The sequence below is a fragment of the Marinitenerispora sediminis genome (genome assembly GCF_003336425.1).
Classification (GTDB): Bacteria; Actinomycetota; Actinomycetes; order Streptosporangiales; family Streptosporangiaceae; genus Marinitenerispora; species Marinitenerispora sediminis.
In genome coordinates this window covers 1-2,215 of record NZ_QEIO01000288.1, presented here as the reverse complement: position 1 = coordinate 2,215, position 2,215 = coordinate 1, and the positions used below count along the sequence as shown (strand labels likewise).

At 73.9% G+C, this 2,215-nt stretch carries 1 protein-coding gene and 2 pseudogenes; 1 reads left to right on the top strand and 2 read right to left on the bottom strand.

Going from position 1 to position 2,215, the window contains the following annotated elements:
* Window positions 1–199: 199 nt before the first annotated feature.
* Both DEF28_RS26320 and DEF28_RS28680 read right to left on the bottom strand, forming a co-directional pair.
* Complete coding sequence (locus DEF28_RS26320; protein ID WP_114400891.1) at window positions 200–643, bottom strand: SgcJ/EcaC family oxidoreductase; 444 nt, start codon at window positions 641–643, stop codon at window positions 200–202.
* 414 nt (window positions 644–1,057) lie between these two features.
* Window positions 1,058–1,519, bottom strand: a pseudogene (locus tag DEF28_RS28680) (integrase core domain-containing protein); the annotation flags it as partial.
* A gap of 74 nt (window positions 1,520–1,593) precedes the next feature.
* Here DEF28_RS28680 and DEF28_RS29265 point away from each other — a divergent pair.
* Window positions 1,594–2,215 (top strand): annotated as a pseudogene (locus DEF28_RS29265) (IS982 family transposase); the annotation flags it as partial.

The window sequence follows — 2,215 nt, the reverse complement described above, 5'->3', positions numbered from 1 at the left end:
GAGGGGGCGCGCGGCCGGGGCCGGCGGGACGTACCGGGCGGCGCCGAGGGGACGGCACTCGCGCGCCCGGAGAGAACGCGATGATTCGCTCGTGTTTTCCTGACGCCTCAAAATACGAGTATTCATTCGTGTTGGTCAAGGGGGGGGAACGACGCCGGGGCCGCGCGGTCCGTCGACCGCGCGGCCCCGGTGGGCGGGATCAGGACGGCACGAGGGTGTTCTGGCGCGCGGCCACCCACCAGCGGCCGTGCTCCCGGACGAGCACGTAGAGCGCGACCATAGCCGGATCGCGGTCGATGAGCTCCCCGTCGGCCGTGGTCGCGCGGGCCTCCTTGTACGCGAGCGCGACGTCGGGGCGGAGGAAGACGACGTCGCTGACGTCGTAGCGGACGTACTCGTCCTTGAGGAAGCCGGCGAGTCCCCGCCGGTTCGCCTCAAGTAGTTCGTCCCGTCCGGTCAGCCGCACGCCCACGGCGTTGACGGCCGAGGCGTCCCGGGCGAAGTGCGCGGTCATGAGGTCGGGGTCGTTGGTGTTGTACGCGGTCTCGACGTCCTTGACCACCCGGGTGATCGCGGCGACGTCGCCAGCGCGCTCCGCCGACGTGTCCGCGACCGCCGGGGGCTCGGCAGGTGTGAAGGTCATGCCGTGAGCCTGCTCCCTCCAGTTAGCTGGAGATCAAGTCGGCGCGCCACCCCGCGGTGCCGCGCCGCGCGGGTACGCCGCCGAAGCGGCCGCGGCCGAGCGCACGGGTGTCACCGCGGCGGCGGCCGCGTGCCGCCGCACGGGCACCCCGGCACGGGCTTCCGCACGGTGCCGGAGAGGCAGCTGTCGTCGATCGTGGTGACCGGTGCGGACGTCGAGGACCAGAACAGGGCGCTCGCGTTCGGACGCCGATGGCGTCCGGACCGCGTCCGCACGGCTGCGCGAGGGCGACGCGGTCGTCAGCCGGACGCCGCCCCGGAGGCGAGCGCGTGGCCCCGGCCGCTGCGTGAAGGCAACCGCGGGGCAGCGCGGGACCGCCGATGGCGCACCGCGCCATTCGCCGCGTTCGATGCCGGTGTGGGGTCGGTGGTAGGCCCGTTCTTCTCGCAGGGTGCGGGAAGCGTTCGACCTTGCCGTTGGTCTGGGGTCGCCGCGGCCGGGTCCAGCGGGGACCGATGCCCAGGTCGGGGCAGATAGCGCGCCAGGTGTTCTTGGTGGAGGCCCAGGGGGTTGTCGGTCAGGACCCGCTGGATGGCGACGCCCTGCTGCGCGGACCAGGCGGTCGCTCGTGGGAGGAAGGCCGCGGTGGCGGCCCTCCCGCCGGGCAGGTGCCTGGTGGGGGCGAGGCGGGGACGGTCGTCCACGGTGGCGTGCGTGGGCGTATCCGGTGCCCTCGCGGCGGTCGTGGCTTGCCCGCCCTGCTGCGCGGCCGAGGGCCTTGTGGCCACCGCCGTCGGAGACGTGGCCGAGTTCGCCGGGCCGGGAGCGTCCGTAGCGGCGGACGGGCTCGCCGGTGGCTGCATGGCCACCAGCGAGGCCGCCCCCCACCGCAGCCGAACCAAAGAACCGGACCTCGATTGTTGTTGGGGTTTGCTGAACTGGCTGCGGGCATGGTGAAGGGCGCCCGGGACCGGTGTGGGAAGACTGGCGTGGACGCCCTTCTCACCGCGCTGCTACGTCCGTCTCGACGACCACGTCCTCCCTTCGACCCGCCTCGGACACAACCGCGGCCCCCAGGTGCTCGCCAACGCCGGACCGGTCTGCGTGGCCGTGGCCCATGTGCTCCCGGGCCGCGACTCCCAGCGCCGGTGGCCGCGCACAGCCCCGGCCCTGCACGCGGCGGCGATGCGGCTGTCCCGGGCTCTGCCCACCTGGCATGACAGGCTCCGGCTGCTGGACGGCACCCCGCCGCACAGCGCAGCCTCCCGCGTGACGGTGAACCGCCGGGGCCTGGGCGGGATCGCCGGCTAGGGCATGGACACGTCCCACCACGCTTTCTCCTGGGGCGCCAACCTCCTGCTCATCACCACCGCAGACGCAGCCGTGGCCGCGTTCTGCCTGGCCCGCCCCAAGGAACTGGACGGACACAAGCAGGCGGTGCACCTGCTCCACGTGCAGCGGTGCGCGCCCGGAGCCGTGCCCGATCGTGGGGGACAAAGGCTTGGCCGGGGCCGGGATCGAGAGGGCCGCCGCCGCTCTGGGCCATGTGCTCCTCCGCCCGGCCCGCAGCGG

Excerpts from the sequence above, each read along its gene's own strand:
- DEF28_RS26320 (WP_114400891.1), bottom strand. The coding sequence starts at position 643 with ATGACCTTCACACCTGCCGAGCCCCCGGCGGTCGCGGACACGTCGGCG.